The organism is Brevibacterium otitidis (assembly GCF_042429315.1).
GTDB lineage: Bacteria > Actinomycetota > Actinomycetes > Actinomycetales > Brevibacteriaceae > Brevibacterium > Brevibacterium otitidis.
Genome location: NZ_JBHMAU010000018.1, coordinates 92,130 through 114,732 on the forward strand (window position 1 = coordinate 92,130; position 22,603 = coordinate 114,732).

Below are 22,603 nucleotides of genomic sequence, written 5' to 3' on the forward strand. Positions count from 1 at the left end.
CTGGCTCCTTTCGGTCAGTGGCCGATTACGTTGAGTGTAACGCGCTCAAGTTTGCTTTCATTCCCGCATCCCGACCCGGATCCTGGGAATCAGCTTGGGATCCGTAGAGTGGGCGCATGGACTTCCTCAGCATCGTCGGCGCGCTCATCCCGGTGGCCGGGCTCATCGCCTTCGGCTGGGTGCTGCGCCGCCTACGACTGCTGGCCGACGCCGACTTCTGGACCGGGGCTGAGAAGCTCGCCTACTTCGTTCTCCTGCCCGTGCTGCTCTTCCGCAACATCTCATCCGTCGACATCTCCCACGTCGACATCGGCCGCCTGGCAGCAGCGCTCGTGCTGCCGACCGTGGTCATCACCATCGTGCTCTTCGCCCTCCACCGCGTGCTCGCCGCCGACGCACCGTCCTTCACCTCAGTCCTCCAGGGCGCGATCCGCTTCAACACGTATATCGGCCTGTCGCTCTCGGCGACGCTCTTCGGCCCCGAGGGCGCTGCGCTCGCGGCGATCGTCGGCGCTGTGCTCGTGCCTGTGGTCAATGTGCTGTCCTCGATCGCTTTCGAGGTCTTCCTCGTCGACAAGCGATCGTGGCTGGCGCTGGGTCGGTCTGTCATCGTGAATCCGCTGGTGCTCGGCTGCGCTGCCGGTGCGGCGTGGAATCTGCTGCCTGTCACCACGCCCGAGGTGGTGGCAGGGATCATCGATCCCCTCGCCGCCGCTGCGCTGCCGATCGGCCTGCTGTGCGTCGGCGCCGGGATCCGGCAGGTCTCGGTCCGTGCACACGCCTTCGCCTTCCTCACCTCCAGCGTCGTCAAACTCCTCATCTTGCCCGCGGCAACCGTCGTGTCGATGCTGGCCTTCGGCATCAGGGGAGAGGCTGCTGTCGTCGGTCTCATCTTCCAATCGATCGCCACAGCCTCCAGCGCCTACGTCATGGCCCGACAGCTCGGCGGCAACGCTGCACTCATGGCCGCCCTCATCGCAGGGCAGACGATCATCTCGATGTTCACACTGCCGATCGTGCTGAGCCTCGGCGCGCAGCTGCTGCTGTGAAGGGTGTCTGATTCCTCACATCGGGGCGTTTCGGTGATTTCGGTACGGGCGGCACGGTACGCTAAGAGACGTCCCGCACCTCCTTTCAGTCAAGGATCCCCAGTTTATGCAGCGATGTCCCCGTATCGCCGCGGCTCTTGCAGCGGTTGTCCTGCTGCTGGCCAGCGGCTGCACCTCGCCCGGCACCACCCGCGACTCCGCGGTCGACAGTGCCCAGATCATCGCGATCGACGACGGACCCTCACCGCTGTCCGAAACCGACAGCCCAGCCGATGTCACCAGCCAGCGCATCGAATCGGTCGGCGACCCGGCCTTCACACTGCGCTATCCCGAGGTCCAGGACGCGGCTGGCTTCAACCACCAGATGTCTGAGTTCATCGAGCAGCTGCGCGATACCCATATGCTCAACGGCGATGCGGCCGGGACAGGGAAGCCCGGTGCGTCAGATCCGGCAGAGACTGATGCACCCACGCCAGGGGAGAGCAGTGAGCCCGCCGCGCCCCAGACGCCCACAGAGACAGGGGAATACCGCCTCGACTGGGAGGTCGCGCGCAACAGCAAGCACTATATTTCGTTCCTGCTGCGTGATGAATCGACGCTGCCGGACGCGGCGCCCGGGGCCTTCTACAGCATGATCCTCAACCGCGACACCGGTGATGAGATCCGATCGATGGAGCTGTTCACCGTTGAGGGGCGCGAGGCGATGGCCGCTGCGGCCCTCGATGCACTCAAGACTCAGGGCTCCCCGACGCATTCGGCTGAGGCTGCCGAGCTCAGCAGTGAGCAGATCGACGCTGTCATGGACGGCGCGACGGTCGACAGTGCAGGAGACCTCGTCGCCTATCTGGGCAGCGGGGTCCTCAACTCCGACAGCGACGACCCGGTCGCCATCAGCTTCCCGGCAGAGGACGCCCGCGGATGGCTGACCTCGGCCGGCCAGGACTGGCTCGATGACTCGGAAGCCGGCCCCCGCCTCGGCGCCGGTGAGCCGGTGCCGGAGAAGACCACGCGGGAACGCAATGTCGACTGCGCCACCACCAAGTGCGTCGCCCTGACCTACGATGACGGGCCCAGCGACCACACTGCGCAGCTGCTCGACACGCTTGAGGAGAAGGCGGTTCCGGCGACGTTTTTCGTTCTCGGGCAGAATATCGCCGGCAGAGAGGACATCCTCAAGCGCGTCGCCGACGAGGGACACGAAGTCGGCAGCCACACGTGGAACCACCCGCAGCTGACGAAGGTCTCGCATGAGCGGGCAGAGCGCGAACATGAGCGCGTCAACTCCGAGATCGAAAAGGTCACAGGGGAGAAGCCCACGGTGTTCCGACCGCCCTACGGCGATTTCGCCCGCGGTATCCCCGATGGCGGTCTGCCGGCAATCATCTGGAGCGTCGACAGCAATGACTGGCGGCACCAGGACGATCCGCAGGCGACCGTCGATGCGGCGACTGCCGATGTGCGGCCCGGCGACATCATCCTCATGCATGACAAGCACGCAGGCACGGTCGATGCGGCACCGGAGATCATCGACAGGTTGCAGGCTGACGGGTTCACTCTCGTGACCGTCAGTGAGCTCTTCGGCGGCGATCTGCAGGCCGATCACAGCTACTACAGCGATGAGCGCATGGAGGGCAGCCGCCACATCCCGCCCTGGGCTGGGTGACGAGACCGGCGCCAGCGGGAGCAGACGGCAGGTCGGCTACCTGGTGAGGCAGCCCATTGGGCATCCTGATGCAGAGATACGCAAGGATCTGCTCAACTACCTTTGTCGGGAGGTGTACTACGTGGAAGACACCATTGTCGCTATGGTGATCGTCGGCGCCGTCATGTTTGCGCCGATCGTCGCAACGCTGTTCCTGCCGGCACGCAGCGGTCGCACGACCGTGACCAGCCAGGACAACTGAGGGCAGCGCGTCTGCCATCACGGCTGAGCGGAACGCCACAGCCTGCGGTGCACTGCCACGACCCGGCAGTGCACCGTTTCGCATTCACGACCGGGTGTTTGAGGCCGAGGTGGTGCTGGGTCCAGTCGGCGTGGGCGGCTGTGCCGAGCGCAGGGGAGACAGGCGTGAGCAATGCGGTGAAGAGGCGCGGGGCGCTGGAGAGGCGCAAGGTAGCGGCTGTACGCCTGCATGCGGAGTTTACATAATGTATATTATCGGTACTAACCGTATGGCTGGACCCGGTCCGGTTCAGCGGCGATGCGCCACGGCGCAGCACGCTGGTTGCGATGCGCTGGATCTGCTGCTTGTGGCGTTCTCCGTCCTGCACGGTGCTGTGCAGCTCTGCCTGGTGGCGGCGGCGTCTCCAGCGTTCGCCTCCTCTGTGGTCGTGTCGCTAGCTGTCGCGTTCTCGTCGTGTCGCTCGCGTGCCGCTCATGTGCGCTCGGCGATCTCCGACGCTGTGTGGGCGTTCTGCTGTTCTCCCGTGTGGCACTCCAGGTGCGCGCTATAAGCCAACGTGCGCGATTCTGTGCGCAGCGAACTGAGTTGGCAGGCGTTATGTCAATCTGCCTGACGCTGCTCGTGCCCCCGGCGTGATCGACGGTCCCTAACTGAACTCTACGCGCTGCCTTCTGCAACTGAAGTCGCCGCCGGTTACCTGCTGTCGAGCCGCGGCGTCCTCATGGCGGGTATGGCGTGGCGATATCGTGCGGGAGGCGCTTATTGTGCTGCTCCTTCTCCCCTGCGAGATCGTCCCGAGATTAAGCGATCCTAATCTGGAATGTTTCCGGGTTAGGGGTTCTTTGCCTTACTGGAGGGGCACGATCTTCTGCTATAGGCTCGAAACTGCGTGAAGCCGGCAGGGCGGATCGCAAGGCCTGCGATCAGCGCCTCCACTCGGACCGAAGGCGCAGATCCTGCACATGTCGACTGGTCCGATCACACACACGATCAGAAGGAGCAGCAATGGAACTGACGAAGAATATGGCCGCCGCTGTCAGCGACCAGGTCACCATGGAACTCGAAGCATCAATCGTCTACCTGCAGCTGGCCATCGAACTCGAAGACCAGGACCTCACCGGTATGAGCTCGTGGATGCGGGCCCAGGCTGAGGAAGAGCAGGTCCACGCAGCGAAGTTCATGCAGCACTCGCTCGATCGCGGAACCGCTCCGCAGATCGGCACGATCTCCGCACCGAGCTTCTCCGGCAAGTCGCCGGCCGAGCTGTTCCAGGCTGCGCTCGACCACGAGCGCAAGGTCTCGGAATCGATCCGCAACCTCTACCGCACGGCGCAGAAGGAAGATGACATCGACATCATCCCGCTGCTCAACTGGTTCATCGAAGAGCAGGTCGAAGAAGAAGCCAGCGTCGGTGAGATCGTCGGGCAGCTCGAGGGCATCGGCGATGACTTCAGCGGCCTCCTGCGCATTGACGCCAAGCTCGGCGCCCGCACTCCGGCTGTCGTGGCCGACACCGAAGAGTGAGCGTTCGGCACCACCTGAACTGAGCGTCGCCCCGGTCCACACGGACCGGGGCGACGTCGATTCAGTGACGACATCAGGCAGTCAGAATGAGTTCAGACGACTGCGATCGCCAGCTGGATAGGTTTCAGAGGATGCGGCTCAGAGCACTTCCCAGTCGACGGTGATGACACCGGAGCCGGTGCCGCCGACGGCCTTCATCGCGCCTTCACTCAAGTCGAGGCAGCGGCCGGCGACGAATGGTCCACGGTCATTGATCCGGACGACAACGGACTGGCCGTTGGCCTTGTTCGTGACCTTCACCTTGCTGTTGAACGGCAGCTGCTTATGCGCAGCCGTGATGCCCATCGGGTTGTACGATTCCCCGTTGGCCGTCGTATGGCCGGTGTTGTAGAACGACGCCTTGCAGGTGCCGCTCTGGCCGGTGTCGGCCGCATTGTCTGATCCCGCTGCTCCCCCGGCCGGCGTTGCCGATCCGGAGTTCCCGCTTCCACCAGGGTTGGGAACCGTCGTGTCCGGCACCGGTGGCGTGGTGGGCTTCATCGTCGCAGCGAATGCTTCGGGTTCGCGGGTCTCCTTGGAACGGCTGACCGCATCGTCCCAATCCTTGCGGACCTTGTCAGCATGCGCGTTGTCAGCGGAGATCGGCTGTGTGAACGCCGGGCCGGTGCGCGGCTGTTCCTCGGTGCTGAAGGAGACGTGATCGGGTGTGCCGGGATCACCCGGAGCGAGCATGACGCCCGAAACGACGAGGCTGGCAACAGCTGCTGTCGGCACGGCCAGTGCAGCCCAGTTGGGCATCCGGTTGGTGGAGCGCAGGATGCTGGCGGCCGATGCCGGCTCTTCGTCCAGATAGCTGTGGCGACCTTGGCGACTGCGCCCGAACGACCCGAGGAAGTCAGAGATCGACGCTCCAAACGTCCTTTTCGGCGCAGAATGCTTGCCCACTGTGAGACCCTTCACACTACAAAGCCAGTCATGACAATCACAGCATATGTAACAGAAGGATTAAGAGCCAGCCCGGGGGCCGCTTTCAGAGGAAAACGTGATGAAATCCCCTCACCACAGCACTGCGGCGACCTGCGCGGGGGCTGCAGACGGCGCAGCTCAGCGTGCTGCGTCGTCGCGTGCCGGGCGCTCGTCGAGAGTCGTGATGACGTGCGGATGTGCGCTGTCGCGCTCTTCTGAGGCGGCGGTGCTGCGGCGGATGAATCCGCGTGTCTTCTCCGCACTGGTGGCGACGCCGCGCTGCATGGAGATGAAGGTCTGTTCGAGCCGACCGGACACCTGCTCCTGCGCTCCGCTCAGCAGATCAGTGAGCTTCTCCTCGGTCCAGTCGACGGCCTTATCGGATCCGGAGAGCGTCGACTTCAGCTGTTCGCGGCCCTTGTCCACAGCCCACCGCGCATTGTCCTGATATGCGCGGGTGCGGCCGCGCGGATTGCTGCGCAGCATGCGGGCCTCGCTGAGCAGCTGGCTGCCGCCCTCGCGTGCCGTGCGCCCGAGCGCATCGGCGACGCTGAGACCGTAGGCGACTGTGCGGCCTGCGATCGACCGCAGGCGGTCAGACCGGGACGTATCAGTGGAGTCGTAGACTGCGGTCGGTTCGATGGGTTCGGCTGCACTGTGCTTCATGGTTATCCGTCCTCACAGAGTTGGGCGCTGCTGTCAGTATGACAGCACGAGTGGAGTCAGCGCACTGAGCGTTCACACAGAGTCGGAACCCGTCCAGAGATCGGTCTCCCGAGGGCTGCTGCCCAGCTGCTCCTGCCCTCCCCGTTCCTGCCGACAGTCGGCGCTCACAACGGTGCCTCTCCCCTGCCGCACGGGCTGCCCAGACCTGCAATAGGCTGGGGTTCTATGAGCGCCCATCGCACGGATGTCATCGCCCATCGGGGCGGCCTGTGGCCCGCTGCTGCTGAGAACACTTTGGCGGCTTTCGAACAGGCCGTGGCTCACGGCATCACTATGCTCGAAACCGATGTGCATCTGTCGAAGGACGGGATCATCTTCGCCGCTCATGATGCTGACCTCAAGCGCATCGCCGGCCGCCCTGAACGACTCCACGAGGTCCCGGCAGCCGAGCTGGAGCGCATCGAGCTGACCGACGGTGGGACTCTCCTCCGCCTGGCCGATCTGCTCGATGCCTTCCCCGCTGCCCACATCAACATCGACGTCAAAGCCGATCGCACCACCACTGCTGCTGTCATCCGCTTCATGCGTGCGCGCACCGACACCCGCCGCCTGCGCCTGGCATCGTTTTCCACCCGGCGCCTGCAGCGCCTGCGCCGAGCCCTGCCCAGCATCGCCACCTCAGTGGGAACCACCGAGGTGGCCCAGCTTCTGCTCTGCGGCTCCCGTGGGATGAGGCTCCACCCTTCGGTCGACGCAGTCCAGGTGCCTGCGAGCTGGAACGGCATTCCCGTCATCACACCCCGGTTCCTGCGCACCGCTCATGCACGCGGGCTGCGCGTCGACGCATGGACGATCAACGAGCCGCAGGAGATGCGCCGCCTGGCGCAGTTGGGAGTCGATGGGCTGGTGACCGATGATCCGGTGACCGCCCAGCAGGTGCTCGCCGCTCTCGAGTAGACGATGGCAGCACTGCCCGCGCCGGAACGCGCGGCGGAGGCGGGCAGGGCGCAGTTTAGGCGGGAATGAAACGAGTCGCTAGACTGTTGTGGTTGCCAAGAGCGTGAAATCCATCATCGGAAGGTGTGCAACAGATGAGTGAACGCAGTCTGCGCGGTACCCAGCTGGGCTCCAGGAGCCTCGAATCGGAAGTCGGTGTTGAGCCGGCTCCGCGCCAGTTGGTCGAGTACGTCTGCGAAGACGGTCATACGTTCACCGTCCCCTTCTCCGTTGAGGCCGACGTCCCTGCCACCTGGGACTCCGGCACCCACGGCATCGGCACCCGCGTCGGCGGCGCCGAGCCGGACGAAGAGCCGGAGAAGCCGGTGCGCACCCACTGGGACATGCTCCTGGAGCGTCGCTCCTTCGAAGAGCTGCAGGTGCTCCTCGACGAACGCCTGGCGATCCGCCGCGGAGAGATCCCACCGCAGGTGTGACACCTCGCGGCGTCAGACGTCAGCTCCAGCGCCACTGATCTGAACAGAGAGGGCGGGCCCGATCACCGGGCCCGCCCTCCTGCTGCATTCAGCTGTGCTCAGATTCACCGCACTTCAGCCGGTGCGCGCCTCAGTCGGTGCGCACGCCAGCAACTGGTGCGCGTCGTCAGCAGCCGGTGCGCGTCGTCAGCCGTTGCGGCCACCGCTCACCTGCGTGAGGAGACGGCGGGCCTGTGCGAGCCGGTGCTCGGCGCCCCACTGCGCGACGCGGACGACGGCTTCGCGAATGATGCTGCCGTGCATCTTCGACTCCCCGAGCTCGCGTTCGACGAAGACGACCGGCACCTCGGCGATCTGCAGTCCGGCGTCGTAGACGCGCTTGGTCATATCGATCTGGAAGCAGTAGCCCTGGGAAGCGATCTGGCCGAGATCCAGCTGCTCCAAGGTGCTGCGGCGGAAGGCACGGAAACCGGCGGTCGCGTCCTTGACGCCCATACCCATGAGCACATCGACGTAGATGTTGGCGCCGCGGGAGAGGACATGCCGGTTGCGCGGCCAGTTGACGACAGCACCCCCGGGAACCCAGCGGGAGCCGATCGCCAGATCGGCACCGTTCTCGACGGCCTCAAGCAGCAGCGGCAGGTCCTTGCCGCGGTGCGAGCCGTCAGCGTCCATCTCGCAGATGATCGCATAGTCCCGCTCCAGCGCCCACCGGAACCCTGCCACATAGGCGGGCCCGAGCCCGGCCTTCTCGGTCCGGTGCAGAACGTGGATGCGCGAGTCCTCGGCGGCCTTCTCGTCGGCCCACTGGCCGGTGCCGTCCGGAGAGTTGTCGTCGGCGATGAGCACGTCGGCATGCGGGGCATACGCATGGATCGACGCGAGGGTCACCGGCAGCGAATCGCGTTCGTTGTACGTCGGGATGATGATGAGCGTAGACATAGGCACCACTCCACCTTAAACGACATCACCCGGGCAGCCGCACATCCCGCAGGGCCGGTTCGCTCCAGAATGCGACCGGTGCGCTCCAGCGTGCCGCAGACGCAGCCCGGCTCAGCGTGACAGCTGTGTGCCCTCGACCCAGACCTCACGCAGCCGCGGCAGCGTGGCATCCGCGCTGAGATCCGGCAGGCCGGGAGTGCCGGAACGCGGATCCGTGCTCCACGCAGCAACACGGGCGTCCGCCGCCTGCACCAGCAGGTCCTCAACCTCCCATACGCACGCGGTCGCCGCAGCACCGGGAGCCAGCACTCCCCCTTCGAAGCGCCCGAGAGCCCGATAGCCGAAGCGCGTGACGGCATTGAACGCAGCGCGCGCAGAGACTCCAGCGGCTGCATCGTAGACAGCTGCACGCAGACTCTCCCAGGGATTCTCGGCCGTCAGAGCAAAGCTCACCTGGGCGCCGGCGCTCAGCAGCTGCGCCAGCGGCTGCTCGAAGGCCAGCGGGTCGACGGTGAGGCCCAGACCCGACTGCGCCAGCGCCTCGATGGCGTCATCCGGGATCGCGGTGTTGACGGCCAGCCGCCAGCCGAAGCGCTGCAGGTGGGTGCGCACCTCATCGTCAGCGAGCAGGCCGGTGACGGCGCCAAGCTCCTCTGCACTGTCGATGAGCACGAAGTGCGCCCCGGCAGCCAGGGCTGACGCATCGACATCGGCGACTCGGATCGCCGCGGCACTGCCTGCCTCTCCCCCGCCGTCCAGCACATACGCGGTGATCGCCAGCTCAGGCGGCGCAACGGCCCGGTAGTCGGCCAGCTGCTCGGCGGTGCCGATGACATGGGCGGCGGTCACACCTCGGGCGAGGAGCTCACGGCCGCTCGGAGCCTTGCGGACGGCTTCCGGCCGCAGGTCGACGGCCGCGGAGACGAGGCCGGGGGTGACGAATGCGCCAGCGAGGTCGCGGTGGTCGCCCTCGGCAGCCTGCGCGGCCTCATCGGAGCCGACCCAGCCGACCGTCGAACCGGCGAAGATGATCGCCGTGGCGAAGGGATCGACGCTGGAGTACACGTCTGCGTTGAAGAGGATCGTCGTATCAGTCACGCGGTCATTGTGTCACGAGTCCGTGCCGGCGGGTTAGGGTGACGTGTGTGAAGGCTCCACTCATCATCCTCGACACGCCGGCGCTGTACTATCGGGCGTTCTACGCGCTGCCGGACACCATCCGCTCCCCTGAGGGCTTCCCCGTCAACGCCGTGCGCGGTGTGCTCGACACGATCGCCCAGCTGGCGGAGAGCTGGTCCTCGACGCGGATCGTGGCGACGATGGACGCCGATTGGCGGCCGGCGTTCCGCACCGCGATCGTCCCGGAGTACAAGGAGCAGCGGATCCTCGACCACGAGGCCGGAACGGAGACTCCGCCGGACCTCGCCGCGCAGCTGCCGCTGCTGCGCTCGAGCCTCATCGCCGCCGGGATCCCCATCGCCGAGGTGGCCGGCACCGAAGCCGATGACGTCATCGCCTCCTTCATCGCCGGAACCGATGAGCCGGTGGTCATCGTCTCCCCGGACCGCGATCTGCTCGCCCTGCTCGATGACGCCGGCCGTGCGACCGTCTCGCGGCCCAAGAAGGGCGGCGTGTGGGAGCAGGTGCGGGCCCGTGATCTCCCGGAGCTCTACGGTGTGGCAAGCGGCACCGCTTATCGTGCGCTCGCGGCGCTGCGCGGAGACCCTTCTGATGGCCTGCCCGGCGTCCCCGGGATCGGAGAGAAGACCGCCGCGAAACTCGTCGACGGCTACGGCAGCCTGGACGGAGTCATCGCCGCCGCCGAGGCCGGTGAGAAGGACCATGGGCTCAGCCCCAAGCGCCGGGAGAGCATCCTCGTCCACGCCGAGGCGGTCCGTCGGCAGCATCAGGTGATGACGGCCGTCGACGACCTGGAGATCGGCGAGTTCCTCGCTGCCGTGGCGGCCTCTGAACAGAACCGCGACGCCGCAACCCTGCGCGAGCTGGCCGGCACGCACGGCTTCGAACGCAGCGCCGAACGCCTCATCGCCGTGCTCTCCCCCACGCCAACCGCCGAGGCGCCCCTCGCCTCGATAGCGGCGCCCACCACCTCAGGTGCGGCGGCAGAAGCCACCGGCGAGCTGTTCGCCCCGCCGGAACCGACGCTGCCGGACCGCGGCTGGACGCGCTCCCCGGTCTGGGGCTTCGACCTGGAGACCACCGGCACCGACCCGCACACCGCCCGCATCGTCACCGCATCACTGTGCGAGTTCCGCGACGGTGTGGAGACCAGCCGGCTCGAATGGCTGGCCGATCCGGGGGTGGAGATCCCGCGCGCTGCCGCTGAGGTCCACGGGATCACCACCGAACACGCACGCACGCACGGCCGGCCCCTGGCGGACGTCGTCGGCGAAGTGCTCGAATGGTTCGCGCGGATCCGGGACAGCGGCGGGCTCATCGTCGGCCACAACATCGTCTTCGACCTCACCATCCTCGAGGTCGAGTCCCAGCGGCTGGGCACACCGACTCACGCCGCACAGGTGTGCCCGCCGGTGATCGACACCTTCGTCATTGACAAGCACGTCGACCCCTACCGCCGCGGATCCCGCGTGCTGACAGCGCTCGCAGAACACTGGAGCGTCGCACTCGATAATGCCCACGATGCCACTGCCGATGCGGTGGCTGCTGTCGAGATCGCGCTGCGGATCGCGGCCGCCCACCCGGAGACGATCGGCAGCCTCGCGGCGGGCGAGCTGCACGAGGCGCAGGTCGGCTGGAAGCGGGAGCAGTCGGCGAGCTTCGAGGCGTATCTGCGGCGCAAACGCGGGGACGACTCCATCACCGTCAGCCGCGAATGGCCGTTCGAGACACCACACCTGCCGGACTGAGCCGCAGCGGCGAAAAGAGCACGTAGACTTTCCAGAGCACGAACCCGCGGCGCCGGTGAGCGGCGCCACTGCCCCCGAACGACCCTGAGGACGTGACATATGGGATTCCTCTCCCGCCTGCTCAACCGGCCCGGCGCCCAAGCTGAGAAGAGCATCGGCTGGCTCGACCGGGCCTGGCCGCAGCTCGATGCGCTGGGCAAGGAGTACGCCGAGCTTACGGACGAGGAGATCGCCGAGACCGCGGCTGAGATCTTCACCACCGGCGGCCGGCAGGAGCAGCTGCGCCGCTATGCCGCGCTTGTGCGGGAGGCTGCCGAACGCGCTCTGGACGAGCGCCCCTACAACTCGCAGATCCAAGGTCTCATCGGCCTGCTCGACGGTTCGATCGTGCAGATGCTCACCGGTGAGGGCAAGACGCTCGTCGGCGCGATGGCAGCGGCCGGCTATGCCCTGCAGGGCCGCAGCGTCCACGTCGTGTCGGTCAACGACTATCTCGCGGTGCGCGACCGCAACTGGATGAAGCCGCTGTTCGACCTGCTCGGCGTCAAGTCGGCCAGCATCTTCGAGTCCGCCGGCAACGTCACCCGCCGCAAGGCCTACCGCGCGGAGGTCGTCTACGGGGCGGTGACGGAGATCGGCTTCGATGTGCTGCGCGACCGGTTCATCGTCGATGACGATGAGATCCGCGTGCACACCCGCGATGTCGTCATCGTCGACGAAGCCGATTCGGTGCTCATCGACGAGGCGCGCGTGCCGCTCGTACTCGCTGGCTCCACCGAGGTGCAGGATGCCGATGAGAAGATCGCCGCGCTCGTCAGCGGCCTCGACCCTGATGTCCACTATGAGGTCAGCTCCGACCGGCAGGCCGTCTCCCTCACCGATGCCGGCGTCGACCACATCGAAGAGCTGCTCGACGTCGACCTCTACGGTGAGGATGCCCAGACGCTGGCGGCGATCAACATCGCCCTCTACGCAGAAGCTCTCGTGACGCGCGATATCGACTATCTCGTCGTCGACGGGCAGGTGAAGCTCATCTCCGGCTCGCGCGGGCGTGTGGCCGAGCTGCAGCGCTGGCCGGACGGCCTGCAGGCGGCAGTCGAGGCGAAGGAGAAGCTCACCACCACGGAATCCGGTGAGATCCTCGACCAGATGACGGTCGAGGAGTTCATCCGCGGCTACGACACCGTCTGCGGCATGACCGGCACCGCGCTGGCCGTCGGTGATGACCTGCGCGAGTTCTACGACCTGGAGATCGTGCCGGTCGAACCGAATGAGAAGGTCATCCGCGAGGACGAACCCGACCGGCTCTACACCTTCCAGGAGTCGAAGGAGCGTGCGATCGTCGAAGAGGTCGACGAACAGCACGCCACCGGCCGGCCGATCCTCATCGGCACCCGTTCGGTCGCCGAATCCGAAAGCCTCGCAGCCCGCCTGAAGGAGCGCGGCATCTCCTGCGAGGTGCTCAACGCCAAGGACGACTCCCGGGAAGCGGAGATCATCGCCCAGGCCGGACGCAGCGGAGCAGTGACGGTGTCAACCCAGATGGCCGGTCGCGGCACCGATATCCGGCTCGTCGACGAGAAGGCCGTCGACGCCGGTGGTCTGCTCGTCATCGGTGCCGGGCGGTACCCGTCGTCGCGGCTGGACGACCAGCTGCGCGGACGTGCAGGACGACAGGGCGATCCGGGCTCTTCGGTGTTCTTCACCTGCCTGGAGGACGAGCTCATGAGTCACGTTCCCGAGGCCAAGCGCTTCGTCGAAGAAGGCGATGAGACCGGCTACATCGGCAATCGGCGCGCCGCCCAGCTCGTCGAGCACGCCCAGCGGATGTCCGAAGGACACAACACCGCGGTGCACCGCGATACGTGGCGGTTCAACCAGCTCATGAAGCAGCAGCGGGAGATCGTGCTCGGCAAGCGCGACCGGATCCGCAAGGAGCACTCCGGCGTCGATGAGCTGCGCGACCGGCTGCCCGAGGCGGTCGAGGCCTGGGATGAGGAGTTCGGCGCAGAGGTCGTCGACGATGCGCTGCGCGATGTGCTGCTCTTCCAGCTCGATCAGCGCTGGGTCGAGCACCTGGCCTATCTCAACGATCTGCGCGAGGGCATCCACCTGCGTACCCTGGCGAAGGAACGGCCGCACGAGGCGTTCAACACCGAGTCGATCGCAGCCTTCGACACCTTCTGGCCCGATGTCCTCGATGCTGCCGAGGAGGTGCTGGGAGAAGCTGAGATCACTGCTGATGGCATCGACCTGCCCTCTCACGGTATGAAGCGGCCGTCGTCGACATGGACGTATCTGACGACCGAGTCGACATTCGGCTCCGATATCGAGGCCGTCGTCAAGCGCGCCCGCAAGCGCTGAGCGGCGAACAGTCGAGGAAGCGCTGAGCGGCGAAGGGGCGAGGAAGGGCTGAGCGGCGAGCCAGCCGCTGCGGAGTCCACGCCGCCGGCGTTCAGGAAGCCGCCGGCGCTCAGGAAGCCGCCGGCGCTCAGGAAGCCGCCGGCGCTCAGGAATCAGCGACGACGCCGCGGCGGATCGCATCGGCTGCCCGCCGCACCGTCGGTTCGACTGCCGGCGGGCAGACATCGGCGATCTGTCCGAGCATGTCGAGCGTCTGCTTGGCCCAGCGCACGAAGTCGCCGGCAGCCACCTCGGATCCGGCCAGCGCGCCGCTGAGGCTCTTGCCCTCCGTCCAGCGGAACACCGCCTGCACAAGCCCGAAATCCGGCTCCGGGGTCGGCGGCAACCGGAAGTCGGTCTCCATGCGGAACAGATCGGCCCACAGCCCGCGCAGCTCGGTGGCGGCCTGCTCGAGGCCGGCTGTCGGCATCGGCGGCATCGCCCAGCCGCCCTCGCGGCGGGACTGATAGCACAGCGCAGAAGCCAGGCCCGCTGCCTCGGGCTCGGTGAGCGCATCCCACAGACCAGCTCGCACACTCATCGCAGCGAGCAGATCGCGCTCCCCGTAGATGCGGCGCAGGATCCTCGAATCATCCGGCAGGAAGTGCAGCGCGGTGAGCACCGAGCACACCCGGTCGAACACGTGCGCGATCGAGGAGGTGCGCCCGGAGATTTGGCGGCGCAGCGCGGCAGTCTCCTGCTCGAGTTTGAACAGCCGCTCCGCCCAGCGGGCGTGGTTCTCCCGTTCCGGGCAGGAATGGCAGGGGTGCGCACGCAGCTGTTCGCGCACCGCCTCGATCTCAGATTCCCCCGAGCGCGGCGGCCGGTGGCGGGTCTTGTTCTTGCCCTGCGGCGAACTCAGCTGTCCGCGTTCGAAAGCGCTCTCCATGAGGTCGATGACCTGCCGGCGGGCAGCGACCTGCCGGTGGTTGAACTTCTTCGGCAGCCGGATGTGGCCGAGCTGCTGGGCAGGTTCGGTCACCTCGTGCGGGCGCAGATGCCACACCTTGCCGAAACTCGTGAGGATCGTCGGCAGCCGGCTCGTGCCCTCCTGGCTCTGCATCGCCTGGATGACGACGGCTGGCTCGGAGAACTTGTGCGAAGGCAGCACGATGACATCGCCGGGTGTGAGGCTGGCGAGGGACTCGATGACATCCCGCTGCTTGACCTTCGAGCGGTAGCGGCTGGCCTTCTTCTCCATGGTCGACAGCGTCCGGCGCAACTGCGCATAGGAGGTGAAGTCTCCGGCCTCGCAGGTCATCGAGGCCCGGTAGCCGGCCATCGCCTCCTCATTGCGCCGCAGCTTCTTCGCCAGGCCCACAACGCCGCGGTCGGCCTGGAACTGCGCGAAGGAGGTCTCCAGCACCTTCGCGGCGTCGTCCTTCGTCATGCGGGCGAGCAGATTGGCCGCCATGTTGTAGGTGGGGGTGAACTGGCTGCGCAGCGCATAGGTGCGCTTCGAGGCCAGCGCCTGAATCTCCTCCGGTGAGATCGTCGGATGCCAGATGACGACGGCGTGGCCTTCGATGTCGATGCCGCGCCGGCCGGCTCTGCCGGTCAGCTGCGTGAACTCACCGGGCGTGATCTGGACGTGGGATTCGCCGTTGAACTTCGTGAGCTTCTCCAACACCACCGTGCGCGCCGGCATATTGATGCCCAGGGCCAGGGTCTCAGTGGCGAAGACGACGTGGAGGCAGCCGGCGGCGAAGAGCTCCTCGACGAGCTCTTTGAACTGCGGAATGAGCCCGGCGTGGTGGGCGGCGAAGCCGTGGAGGAGGCCGGTGGCGAAGGTGTGGAAGCCGAGCACTCCGAGGTCTTCGGCCGCGAGTTCGTCCTGCAGCTCCTCGACTCGGGTGCGGATGTGGCGCTTCTGCTCCGCGCTCGTGAGTTCGAGGCCGGCGGCCAGGCACTGTTCGACGGCGTCGTCGCAGGCATTGCGGGAGAAGATGAAGCAGATGGCCGGCAGCAGCCGTTCGTGCAGCAGCTCGGTGATGATCGAGGTGCGGGTCGGGCGGCGGAAGCGCATCTGGCGCGGATTGCGGCGGTCCCGGCGGCTCGTGGGCCGGCGGGTGAACTTCTGCGTCGCATAGACGAGATCGCGGTTGAGCTTGTGGGCGTTCTTCTTCCCCGGCGCGAACAGCGGATAGAGGTTCGTGCCGACGGCCACGTGGTTGTACAGCGGCACCGGGCGGTGTTCGGAGACGATGACGTCTGTGTCGCCGCGCACCTCGGCCAGCCAGTCGCCGAACTCCTCAGCGTTCGACACGGTGGCCGACAGGCTCACGAGCGCCACGTGCATGGGCAGATGGATGATGACCTCTTCCCACACCGGGCCGCGGAACCTGTCGCCCAGGTAGTGGACCTCATCGAGGACGACGAAGCCGAGCTTCGTCAGATCGGTGCCGGAGTAGATCATATTGCGCAGCACCTCGGTCGTCATGACGATGACCTGGGCGTCGCGGCGGATCGTCGTATCGCCGGTGAGCAGGCCGACGTTCTCCTCACCGTACTCAGCGCAGAGCTGGAGGAACTTCTGATTGCTCAGCGCCTTGATGGGGGTGGTGTAGAAGGCCCGGACACCGCGTTCGAAGGCCAGGCGGACGGCGAACTGCGCGACGACGGTCTTGCCGGCGCCGGTGGGTGCGGCCACGAGCACGGACTTGCCGGCCTGCAGCGACAGGCAGGCTGAGGTCTGGAAGTCATCGAGCTCGTAGTCGAGTTCAGCGGCATAGCGGCCGAGCGGTGAGCCTGCCTGTTCCACGCGGCGCTGGTGGGCGGCATAGGCTTCGGCAGGTGAGAGCTCCATATCGGCCCATTCTACCGGCTCGGGTCCGGCCCAGCGTCGCGGTGAGCGCCCTGCTGCTCAGTCCTCGTCGTCGAGTTCGACCGGCTCCACCCACGTGCCTTCGGCGATCATCCGCTTCTTGCGGCGGCGGTCATTGAACACGCACACCACCCAGGCGAGGACGAACATCAGCATCATCGGGATGACGAGGAAGAACATCGACAGCGCGTCCGGTGACGGGGTGGCGATCGCGGCGAAGGTGAAGACGAGCACGACGATCCACCGCCACGACTTGCGGATCCCGGTCGCCGAGAGGATGCCGATGAGGTTGAGCCCCACCATGAGGACCGGCAGCACGAACGCGATGCCGAAGACCACGATGATGAGCATGACGAAGGAGAAGTAGTCCTGCGCCGGCACGAAGTTCGACGCCCCCAACGGGGTGAAGACCATGAGGGTGCGCACCGCATTGGGCAGCGCGAAGAACGCCAGCGCCGCGCCGGCGAAGAACAGCGGCAGAGCAGTGGCGAGGAAGCTGAGGGTGTAGAGCCGCTCCCGCTTCGTCAGCCCGGGCATGATGAAAGCCCACAGCTGGTAGAGCCACAGCGGGGCGGTGACGAGGATGCCGAGGAACAGCGAGACCTTGAGCTTGAGATCGAAGGGAGAGGCGACGCCGGCGAAGTTCAGGGTCGCATCGCGGCCCTCCTGCTCGGCGACCTGGCGAATCGGCATCTGCAGGATGTCGAGCACCGGATCATAGAGGATCCAGCCGACAACACCGCCCAGCAGCAGGCCGATGAGGCAGATGATGAGGCGGTTGCGGAGTTCGCGCAGATGCCCGCCCAGGGGCATGCGGCGCTCAGGGTTCTGGCGTCGCGGCTGACGCCTGGAAGGTTTCGCCACGAACGACCTCAGAGGTCGTCGTCGCGGCGCGACTCACCTTCGCTGCGGGCTTCGGACACACGATCAGCCGCGGGTGCCGAACGATGCGCACTGCCGGAATCGGCCGGGCGCTGGGCATCGGTGATCTCCTTGGCGTCATCATCGCTGCCGTCGTCGTCGCGCAGATCCTTGATCTCGGATTTGAACACCTTCATCGACCGGCCGAGGTTCTTCGCCACCATCGGCAGCTTGGCCGCGCCGAAGACGACGATGATGGCCAGCACGAGGATGAGCAGGTGGACAGGTTGCGGACGCATGGAGTCTCCTTTGCAATGACTGCTTCTCAAGTGTAGTCCTTCGGACCGGATGCTTCACACCGTGACAGCTGGCGGATCTCCGGCCGCTGGGACTCAGCCGGCAGCGCTCTGCGGTGCGGAGCGGATCTCTGCCAGAGCCGCCTCGGACTGCCGCAGCGCCTCATGCACGGCATCGGCCGGGTCGAGGGCGATGACATGCTTGCCGTGGGCGAGCAGCCAGCGTACGAGCCACGCCTGGTCGTAGACCGGCAGGGTGATCGTGACGGTGCCCGGCCCATGCGTGTCATAGGAGGTCTCTGCCTGCATGTCCTCAACAAGCCTGGCCCCGGCGGCCGTCAGCGTCATCGTCACCGCGCCCGAGGCGGGGGTGCGGCGATCGCGTCGCCTCTCCCCCGCCTCGGGAACGGTCCCAGCCGCTGCGCCGGCTGCGTTTGCTGCGGTCTCCTTGCTGCTGGTGCCGGCGTGGGGACGGGCAGGCACCGGCTGGATGCGGCGGATGTTGTCGAGGGCGAAGCTGCGCAGCCCGCCGGCGGTGTGGCAGTGGGCTGCGAGGTACCAGCGGCCGGACAGCCGGAGGGTGAGCGGGTCGACGATGCGTTCGGTGAGCTCATCGCGGCTGGGCACGTAATAGGTCAGCTGCAGATCGTCGCCGTCGGCCAGCGCGGTCTCGACGACCTGTTTGACGTGCGGGTCGACCGGCGGGAGAACGATGTCGAAGCGCTGCGCAGTCTCTTCGGGGCTGGCAGCTGCGGCGAGCTTGTCCTTGGCGCTGGCCACCGCCTCGGCGTCGGCCGGGTCGAGGGCCAGGATCGTCTCCAGGGCCAGTGTCAGGGTGCCGGCCTCGGCGCGTGAGAGGCGCACCGGCACGGAGACTTCCTCGGCGTTGGAGACGTAGATGCGGTCGTCCTCCCAGCTCGCCTCAATAAGGTCATCGGGCATGTGCCCGGGCCGGCCGGAGACGAAGAGCAGCTCGAGGTCGTCGATGAGCTCCTCGCGGGTGCAGCCGAAGGTCGCGGCCACGTCGCTGAGCTCGGCTCCGGGATTGGCGGTCAGGTACGGCACCAGGCCGAGCAGCCGGCTGAGCCGCTCAGGCGTCGTCTGCGCCATCGTCACTCCCCTCCCCTGCGGTGGTGGCTTCACGTGCGGTGTGGGTGTCGTCGCCGGCGCCTCCGCTGTCGTCCGCGGGGCCTTCGCTGTCATCCCCAGCGCCGATGAGCCCGGTGAGCGCCGAGATCGTCGCCTGCACATGCGCGTGGTGGGCGATAGCCAGCTCGCGGGGGCTCATGACGCGCACGCTCGGACCGAACTCTGCCAGCGTCGTCGCGCACAGCTCGGCGTCGTCGAAGTCGAGCGCGAACGTGTCCCAGCCCTGCGCGGTCGTGCCGGTGTGGGTACCCTCGCGGCGCAGCGGCTCGGCCCGGCCGGGTGCGATCGCGATGACAGCCTGCCGGCGGGTGCCGGGCTCCGGAGCCGGATTGAAGTGCGCGGCGGCATCGAAGCCAGCCGGGATCTCATAGTCACCGGCCGTGCGTCGCGGAGCTTTGCGGATCCGGCCCATGATGCGCGAGAGCCGGAAGGTGCGCACCGCATCGCGGTCGACGTCGCGGCCCATGAGGTACACGCGGTTGCCGCGGGTCAGCAGCGCATAGGGCTCCAGGGTGCGGGTGGCGGTCTCACCGCTGGTCTTGCGGTAGGAGAAGCGCACCGGCAGCCGCTCGCTCGTCGCCCGGATGGCGGTGGCGACATCGCCGGGCCAGAAACCGGCAGAGGGCGCCACGAGCGGTTCGCTGCCATCGGCCTGCGCGCTCAGCTCCGTGCCGAGGCCGGTGAGCTTGTGCCGGGCGCGTTCGGCCTGCCCGGCCACGGGTGAGGAGCGCCACCAGTCGGCGGCCACGGACAGGGCCGCCGCCTCGGCCGGGGTGAAGTCGATGGCCGGCAGCTCATAGTCCTCATGGGTGATCCGGTAGCCGTAGACGGTGTCGCTGGAGCCGATATCGGTCCAGTTCGTCGTGGAGATCTCGATTCCCAGATCCCGCAGCGCGTCCTTGTCGCGGGAGAATCGCCGGTCGAAGGCATCGTCGCTGAGGCCGTGATAGCCGGTGATCTTGCGCCGCAGCGTGTCGCGATCGACCCAGCCGCAGGCGGCACGCAGGGCGATGAGCAGATTGAGCAGCCGCTCGGTGGCCTGGCGTATCTGGTTCACGCTTCTAAGCTACTACGTTTGGCCGGTACGGTTAAGCACATGATCCATTGGCGTGAAGGAACCGTCCGCGCGGTCACGAAGACCTGGTCGGGCGTCCACCAGACCCGTGTCGAACTCACCTCCCCGCTGCCCGGGCGCGAGGACAGCGAACGGGAGATCGCCGCGATCGCCTATACGGAGATCGTCGGCACCCCGCGCCCCGGCGACCGGGTGCTCGTCAACGTCTCGGCGCTGGCCCGCCGGCTGGGCACCGGCGGTTTCGGGCTCATCGTCGCGCTGCCGGAGAACCTCCCAGCCGATCCCCCACCGCAGCCCGGCCACATGGTCAAGGACCGCTATGCGCCGCTGCAGACGATGGTGCTCGGCGTCGATGATCAGGAATCTGCGCATCACACCGCGATCCGCGACGCCGCTTCGCTCTCTGGTCTGCCGGTTATCGTCGCTGACCTCCATTCGGCGCTGCCAGCGGCACTGGCCGGGATCCGGGTGGCCGCTCCCGAGGCGCGGGTCGCCTATGTCATGACCGATGGGGCGGCCCTGCCGCTGCCGTTCTCCCGCGCGGCAGCTGAGCTGCGTGCGTGCGGCTGGCTGGCGGCGACGATCAGCGTCGGGCAGGCCTATGGCGGGGACTATGAGGCGGTGACGATCCACTCGGCGCTGTTGGCCGCCGCCGAGGTGGCCCGCGCCGATATCGTCATCGTCTCCCAGGGTCCGGGGAACCTGGGCACCGGCACCCCGTACGGGTTCACCGGGATGATGGTCGCCGACCACCTCAATGCCGCAGCACTGCTGGGCGGCACGCCGATCGCACTGGCACGGATGTCGAATGCCGATGCCCGCGGCCGGCACTACGGCATCTCCCACCACACGCTCACCGCCGTCGGGCAGGCGGCCAATCCCGGCTGCCTCGTCCCGCTGCCGGATCTGGCGCAGCTGAGCGATGCGGAGATCAGCGAGGCGCTCGGCGCCGAGGCGGCCGATCCGCGCTCGGTCATCGAGACGGTGTCAGCGCAGCTGCCGGGCCTGCAGCGGCACACCGTCGACTGGGTCGACCCGCGCGGTCTGCTGGCTGAATTGCAGCAGGTGCCCGTGCGGCTTTCAACGATGGGGCGGGGACTGACAGAGGATCCCGTGTCATTCATCGCTGCTGCCGCAGCGGGCACCTGTGCTGCTGCTGCTCGTCTGAGCTGAGACTCAGCCGACGCCTTCGAGGTCGCAGACGAAGATGAGGCTCTCGTTCGGGCCGATCGCACCCGGCACGCCGTTGGGGCCGTAAGCCATGTGCGGCGGGATGCGCAGGGTGCGGCGTCCGCCGACCTTCATACCCTGCACGCCTTCGTCCCAGCCCTGGATGACCATGCCGACACCGAGCTTGAACTGCAGCGGCTGGCCGCGGTCCCAGGAGGCGTCGAACTGCTCACCGGTCGAGTGGGCGACGCCGACGTAGTGCACGGACACGGTGTCGCCGGCCTTCGCCTCGGCGCCGTCACCGACGATGTCGTCGATGATCTCCAGTTCGCTCGGCGGGTTCTCGCCGGGGAAGTCGACTTCAGGTTTCGTCCTGGCCACTTCGACCTGCTTTCTATCTATTCGTATGCCGTTCTAAACATGACAGTTAGTTTTGTGATCCATCTGGCGGAAGAATATCTACTACGAAGATCAGAGTTGCGTTTCCCGGAATGTTCGGTGGGGCACCTTGTTCGCCATAGCCCTTGTCTGGTGGCACAATCATCAGAACCTGCGATCCATACTTCTGACCGACGAGACCTTCGTCCCACCCCTGGATGACGGCGCCTTGACCAACCGTGACCGGTAGGGCGTTGCCGTCCGGACGCTCCCAGCTTGAATCAAACGGCTTTGAGGTGTCGTCCCAAAGCCAACCGGTGTACTTTGCGTTGACAACCTGTCCTTCGTGTACTTCAGGGCCGTCACCCTCCACTGTAGGTTCAACTACCAGTTCAGTTGGAGGATCACCTTCAGGTGCTTCAATGCTGGGCTTCCCGCTACTGTCCCGAGTGACCTTAGGCAAGTCGTCTGGCAGCTCAACTTCTTTACCCTGTGCCTTATCGAGAGGTTCAATTGAGTCCTCAACGTTGGCTACATCGACAACGTAGACGAGCGTTTGCGGAGTCTGAGCAGACTGATATGGCCCATTAAAACTCACCAGGGTTCGCGAATTAACTTTGGCACCTTTTAGCGCGTCGATCATATGTTGATTTACATCGCTAGGTGCAAGGGCAAACCCGGCAGGATTCTTATTGTCATAACTGGATTCTAAGAACTCTCCAGTGTCGCCGGAATAGATGGTCAAATGTGCAGTGACCTGTTGACCTTCTTTGATGGTTTCACCGTCGCCTTCAAGAATGGTTCGGTGAGCAGGCTTTTCTATAACAAGAGGTGCGCTGAACTTGACCTCAGGCTTTTTAGTAGCTTCTCCAGTTACTTCAACCTCGTCAAGCGACGTACTCTTTGCGTCGTCAACCGATATCGGAGTCGGGCTATCAGCCGGATTGCCTTTGGCGCTGTCATCACCGCAGCCGGTGAGCAGCAGCGCCGTTACGGCAAGAGCGCTGATGAGGGTCTTTCGCACGAGCTTTCCTCTCAGGTCGGAGTGATCTCCACAAACGTACAGAATCTTACT

At 66.3% G+C, this 22,603-nt stretch carries 19 protein-coding genes; 8 read left to right on the top strand and 11 right to left on the bottom strand.

The window, feature by feature from the left end; translation table 11 throughout:
* The first annotated feature begins 116 nt into the window (after positions 1–116).
* From ACFFN1_RS01835 to ACFFN1_RS01845, 3 genes are all read left to right on the top strand, one after another.
* Positions 117–1,049 carry an AEC family transporter gene (locus ACFFN1_RS01835; RefSeq protein WP_376838041.1) on the top strand — a complete coding sequence of 311 codons (933 nt, stop codon included), beginning with the start codon at positions 117–119 and terminating at the stop codon, positions 1,047–1,049.
* A 106-nt stretch (positions 1,050–1,155) separates the two neighbouring features.
* Positions 1,156–2,712 (top strand): polysaccharide deacetylase family protein, encoded by a 1,557-nt coding sequence (locus tag ACFFN1_RS01840; RefSeq protein ID WP_376838043.1) that lies wholly within the window; start codon positions 1,156–1,158, stop codon positions 2,710–2,712.
* Between the two features lie 1,246 nt (positions 2,713–3,958).
* The gene (locus ACFFN1_RS01845) at positions 3,959–4,477 is read left to right on the top strand and encodes a ferritin (protein ID WP_376838045.1); all 519 of its coding nucleotides are present in this window, start codon (positions 3,959–3,961) and stop codon (positions 4,475–4,477) included.
* A gap of 138 nt (positions 4,478–4,615) precedes the next feature.
* Here the strand turns inward: ACFFN1_RS01845 and ACFFN1_RS01850 are convergent, their stop codons facing one another.
* Complete coding sequence (locus ACFFN1_RS01850; protein ID WP_376838047.1) at positions 4,616–5,422, bottom strand: septal ring lytic transglycosylase RlpA family protein; 807 nt, start codon at positions 5,420–5,422, stop codon at positions 4,616–4,618.
* Positions 5,423–5,581: 159 nt separating this feature from the next.
* Positions 5,582–6,109, bottom strand: coding sequence for a hypothetical protein (locus ACFFN1_RS01855; RefSeq protein ID WP_376838049.1), 528 nt, complete (start codon positions 6,107–6,109; stop codon positions 5,582–5,584).
* A 225-nt stretch (positions 6,110–6,334) separates the two neighbouring features.
* On the opposite strand from ACFFN1_RS01855, the gene ACFFN1_RS01860 reads away from it, so the two are divergent.
* A complete protein-coding gene (locus ACFFN1_RS01860) occupies positions 6,335–7,066 on the top strand; it encodes a glycerophosphodiester phosphodiesterase family protein (RefSeq protein ID WP_376838051.1) in 732 nt (243 codons plus the stop codon).
* Positions 7,067–7,200: 134 nt separating this feature from the next.
* Positions 7,201–7,542, top strand: a complete 342-nt coding sequence (locus tag ACFFN1_RS01865) for an RNA polymerase-binding protein RbpA (protein ID WP_376838053.1) — start codon at positions 7,201–7,203, stop codon at positions 7,540–7,542.
* Between the two features lie 186 nt (positions 7,543–7,728).
* Here ACFFN1_RS01865 and ACFFN1_RS01870 read toward each other — a convergent pair whose 3' ends face one another.
* Positions 7,729–8,484, bottom strand: a complete 756-nt coding sequence (locus ACFFN1_RS01870) for a polyprenol monophosphomannose synthase (protein WP_376838055.1) — start codon at positions 8,482–8,484, stop codon at positions 7,729–7,731.
* A 111-nt stretch (positions 8,485–8,595) separates the two neighbouring features.
* The gene (locus ACFFN1_RS01875; protein WP_376838057.1) at positions 8,596–9,582 is read right to left on the bottom strand and encodes a metal-dependent hydrolase; all 987 of its coding nucleotides are present in this window, start codon (positions 9,580–9,582) and stop codon (positions 8,596–8,598) included.
* Positions 9,583–9,629: 47 nt separating this feature from the next.
* Between ACFFN1_RS01875 and ACFFN1_RS01880 the strand changes: the two genes are divergently transcribed.
* Together ACFFN1_RS01880 and secA2 are read left to right on the top strand one after the other, a co-directional pair.
* Complete coding sequence (locus ACFFN1_RS01880) at positions 9,630–11,372, top strand: 5'-3' exonuclease H3TH domain-containing protein (RefSeq protein ID WP_376838059.1); 1,743 nt, start codon at positions 9,630–9,632, stop codon at positions 11,370–11,372.
* 99 nt (positions 11,373–11,471) lie between these two features.
* The gene (gene secA2 / locus ACFFN1_RS01885) at positions 11,472–13,736 is read left to right on the top strand and encodes an accessory Sec system translocase SecA2 (protein ID WP_376838061.1); all 2,265 of its coding nucleotides are present in this window, start codon (positions 11,472–11,474) and stop codon (positions 13,734–13,736) included.
* Between the two features lie 145 nt (positions 13,737–13,881).
* On the opposite strand, the gene ACFFN1_RS01890 is transcribed toward secA2, so the two are convergent.
* The 5 genes from ACFFN1_RS01890 to ACFFN1_RS01910 form a co-directional block, all read right to left on the bottom strand.
* Positions 13,882–16,581, bottom strand: a complete 2,700-nt coding sequence (locus ACFFN1_RS01890; protein ID WP_376838062.1) for a DEAD/DEAH box helicase — start codon at positions 16,579–16,581, stop codon at positions 13,882–13,884.
* A 57-nt stretch (positions 16,582–16,638) separates the two neighbouring features.
* A complete protein-coding gene (tatC, locus tag ACFFN1_RS01895) occupies positions 16,639–17,412 on the bottom strand; it encodes a twin-arginine translocase subunit TatC (RefSeq protein ID WP_376838118.1) in 774 nt (257 codons plus the stop codon).
* Between the two features lie 59 nt (positions 17,413–17,471).
* Positions 17,472–17,759, bottom strand: a complete 288-nt coding sequence (locus ACFFN1_RS01900; RefSeq protein WP_376838063.1) for a twin-arginine translocase TatA/TatE family subunit — start codon at positions 17,757–17,759, stop codon at positions 17,472–17,474.
* A gap of 93 nt (positions 17,760–17,852) precedes the next feature.
* Entirely contained in the window at positions 17,853–18,866 is a 1,014-nt protein-coding gene (locus ACFFN1_RS01905) for a WYL domain-containing transcriptional regulator (RefSeq protein WP_376838064.1), read from the bottom strand.
* Positions 18,847–19,962 carry a helix-turn-helix transcriptional regulator gene (locus tag ACFFN1_RS01910; protein WP_376838066.1) on the bottom strand — a complete coding sequence of 372 codons (1,116 nt, stop codon included), beginning with the start codon at positions 19,960–19,962 and terminating at the stop codon, positions 18,847–18,849. Before ACFFN1_RS01910 ends, ACFFN1_RS01905 begins: the two co-directional genes overlap by 20 nt.
* 39 nt (positions 19,963–20,001) lie before the next feature.
* On the opposite strand from ACFFN1_RS01910, the gene ACFFN1_RS01915 reads away from it, so the two are divergent.
* Positions 20,002–21,153 carry a DUF3866 family protein gene (locus tag ACFFN1_RS01915; RefSeq protein WP_376838068.1) on the top strand — a complete coding sequence of 384 codons (1,152 nt, stop codon included), beginning with the start codon at positions 20,002–20,004 and terminating at the stop codon, positions 21,151–21,153.
* 3 nt (positions 21,154–21,156) lie between these two features.
* Here the strand turns inward: ACFFN1_RS01915 and ACFFN1_RS01920 are convergent, their stop codons facing one another.
* A complete protein-coding gene (locus ACFFN1_RS01920; protein ID WP_376838070.1) occupies positions 21,157–21,531 on the bottom strand; it encodes an FKBP-type peptidyl-prolyl cis-trans isomerase in 375 nt (124 codons plus the stop codon).
* A gap of 46 nt (positions 21,532–21,577) precedes the next feature.
* Complete coding sequence (locus ACFFN1_RS01925; RefSeq protein ID WP_376838072.1) at positions 21,578–22,552, bottom strand: FKBP-type peptidyl-prolyl cis-trans isomerase; 975 nt, start codon at positions 22,550–22,552, stop codon at positions 21,578–21,580.
* Positions 22,553–22,603 lie beyond the last annotated feature (51 nt).

What these genes read in the sequence shown, in the direction of transcription:
- ACFFN1_RS01855 (WP_376838049.1), bottom strand. Translation starts at nt 6,109, where the DNA reads ATGAAGCACAGTGCAGCCGAACCCATCGAACCGACCGCAGTCTACGAC.
- secA2 (WP_376838061.1), top strand. Translation starts at nt 11,472, where the DNA reads ATGGGATTCCTCTCCCGCCTGCTCAACCGGCCCGGCGCCCAAGCTGAG.
- ACFFN1_RS01865 (WP_376838053.1), top strand. Translation starts at nt 7,201, where the DNA reads ATGAGTGAACGCAGTCTGCGCGGTACCCAGCTGGGCTCCAGGAGCCTC.
- ACFFN1_RS01870 (WP_376838055.1), bottom strand. Translation starts at nt 8,484, where the DNA reads ATGTCTACGCTCATCATCATCCCGACGTACAACGAACGCGATTCGCTG.
- ACFFN1_RS01900 (WP_376838063.1), bottom strand. Translation starts at nt 17,759, where the DNA reads ATGCGTCCGCAACCTGTCCACCTGCTCATCCTCGTGCTGGCCATCATC.
- ACFFN1_RS01835 (WP_376838041.1), top strand. Translation starts at nt 117, where the DNA reads ATGGACTTCCTCAGCATCGTCGGCGCGCTCATCCCGGTGGCCGGGCTC.
- ACFFN1_RS01860 (WP_376838051.1), top strand. Translation starts at nt 6,335, where the DNA reads ATGAGCGCCCATCGCACGGATGTCATCGCCCATCGGGGCGGCCTGTGG.
- ACFFN1_RS01845 (WP_376838045.1), top strand. Translation starts at nt 3,959, where the DNA reads ATGGAACTGACGAAGAATATGGCCGCCGCTGTCAGCGACCAGGTCACC.
- tatC (WP_376838118.1), bottom strand. Translation starts at nt 17,412, where the DNA reads ATGCCCCTGGGCGGGCATCTGCGCGAACTCCGCAACCGCCTCATCATC.
- ACFFN1_RS01840 (WP_376838043.1), top strand. Translation starts at nt 1,156, where the DNA reads ATGCAGCGATGTCCCCGTATCGCCGCGGCTCTTGCAGCGGTTGTCCTG.
- ACFFN1_RS01915 (WP_376838068.1), top strand. Translation starts at nt 20,002, where the DNA reads ATGATCCATTGGCGTGAAGGAACCGTCCGCGCGGTCACGAAGACCTGG.
- ACFFN1_RS01905 (WP_376838064.1), bottom strand. Translation starts at nt 18,866, where the DNA reads ATGGCGCAGACGACGCCTGAGCGGCTCAGCCGGCTGCTCGGCCTGGTG.
- ACFFN1_RS01890 (WP_376838062.1), bottom strand. Translation starts at nt 16,581, where the DNA reads ATGGAGCTCTCACCTGCCGAAGCCTATGCCGCCCACCAGCGCCGCGTG.